Source organism: Moorena sp. SIO4E2, from assembly GCF_010671945.1.
GTDB classification, from domain to species: domain Bacteria; phylum Cyanobacteriota; class Cyanobacteriia; order Cyanobacteriales; family Coleofasciculaceae; genus Moorena; species Moorena producens.
Genome location: NZ_JAAHIE010001071.1, coordinates 1 through 1,798 on the forward strand (window position 1 = coordinate 1; position 1,798 = coordinate 1,798).

The 1,798-nt window shown below is 41.5% G+C and carries 2 protein-coding genes; both read right to left on the reverse strand.

From position 1 onward, the window contains the following. Positions 1–1,215: NB-ARC domain-containing protein (locus F6K37_RS40745; RefSeq protein WP_287256993.1), on the reverse strand; the 1,215-nt coding region annotated here is incomplete at its 3' end. Then, positions 1,216–1,728 carry a hypothetical protein gene (locus F6K37_RS40750; protein ID WP_287256992.1) on the reverse strand — a complete coding sequence of 171 codons (513 nt, stop codon included), beginning with the start codon at positions 1,726–1,728 and terminating at the stop codon, positions 1,216–1,218. Positions 1,729–1,798 lie beyond the last annotated feature (70 nt).

Genomic DNA, 1,798 nt, shown 5'->3' on the forward strand with positions numbered 1-1,798 from the left:
TTGATGAATTTGATCTATCTTTTCAGCTTTCTCTAGGTGCCAGGTTAAGTGGCTATAGATATAACCATCATCGGGCAATGTATGCCATAATCCCTTTTCGGTCTTAGTTTGATAACGTTCTAATAATTGCTGATGGGCTTCTGTAATTGATAATCCTAGCTCTGGTTGCAGCAGATTACGGGCTAAATCATGTAACAGGTCATGGAGGCGATAGTTAGTTTTTTGGGTACTAGAGACTCCTGGTAGTAATAACGCTTTTTGTCGTAAGTATCGTAAAGTCTTTTTAGCTTGAAATGAATTACATTTCCATAACGTTGTGGCCATGGTTTCAGTAATAGTGACATCCTCCGGCAGTACCCCTAACCAAGCAAATTGTTTCAATCTCTCGGCAGATAATCGCTTTAAACTGAGATTAAACGAAGCGACTAGACTGTAGTTTTTGCGCTTAGCGTCACTTGGTTCTTCTTCTGCTTCCCATCGATCCAAGGCTTCTAAACTAGCAATTTCTGCTTGTAACTCATCCAGTAACTCTTCCCAACAGAATCCATCCCTAACTTGGGCAGCAGCTAATTCTAAAGCTAGGGGTAAGTAGCCGACAGTTTTGGCTAAGGTTTCAGCATAGTCGAGTTCTTGATTAGTTAACTGGTTGTGGAAACAACCGGTTAATAACTCCAAGGATTGATTTAGAGTCATCACGTCTAAATCATAGCGAATCGCACCTTTAACCGGAGCTTCTCTGGTAGTGACTAAAACCCGACAGCGATCCCCTGCTACTCGAAAGGGTTCAACATGGTCAGGATGCCAAACATCATCCACCACTAGCAAGGCTTTTTTATCGGATAATAACGTTCTTAGTTGTAAAGAAGCGCTATCAATATTAATCGGTTTGAAGTCATAATCTCCTAATGCCTGTATCCACGTACTTAGAAAAGATAAGATATCAGGTTGCTGACCTAAAGTTGCCCAAAAAATCCCATCGGTAAAATGGGATTGAACCTCCTCGTCATGGGCTAAAGCTGCAGCTAAGGTGGATTTCCCAATTCCTCCCAAGCCATAGATGGCACTAACCACTAAGGTGCCAGCTCTAGCAGTTTCTTGGGATAAAAGCTTTTGTTTTAGTTCTTGGCTTACTTCCGGGCGCTCGACATAATACGGAGGTAGTGGGGGTGCTTGATTAGGTCGAGTTTGGTTAACCTGCCTCCCAGGCGACTGCAGTCAATTATAATTATTAGTTATTTTGTCTCTTCCAATACTATCTCCTCCAATATTATCTCTTCCAATACTATCTCTTCCAATACTATCTCTTCCAATATTAGTATTACCTTGATTAATATCCCTTTTGGCAAAGTTTTTCACATTCTCAAGGTTGTAATTCTCACGGATAGCCTGATGGGATTCCAAAGCTTTGGTAATCTTTTCAAGAATTTCTTCTAAGTTAGGCAAAGCTTCAGCATCAACAGTAGTCACTAAACGCTCGATACTTTGGGCAACTTCCGGATTTTGCTTGGCTGCTGCTTCTACCTCCAATGCCACCTTGGCATAATCAAGTGCTTGCTCTGGGGCTTGCTCGATAGCCATTACTGTATCTGGAGACTGGTTTCTCAGGGATTCTACAAACTGGTTAGTCTGGTCCCAAACAACTTGCCCGACATTTTCCCCAGTTTTTTCTAGGGCTTTAGTGGCGAGCACAGTAGAAATAGCGACAACGGCAGCAGCTAATGGTTCCATTTTTGAAGGAGATTATTCAGAGTCTTGGTTTATTATAGTATTTTTAAATTGGGTGAGTTAGTTAGTAGTT

Coding starts and splice junctions, on each gene's coding strand:
- F6K37_RS40750 (WP_287256992.1), bottom strand. CDS start 1,728: ATGGAACCATTAGCTGCTGCCGTTGTCGCTATTTCTACTGTGCTCGCC.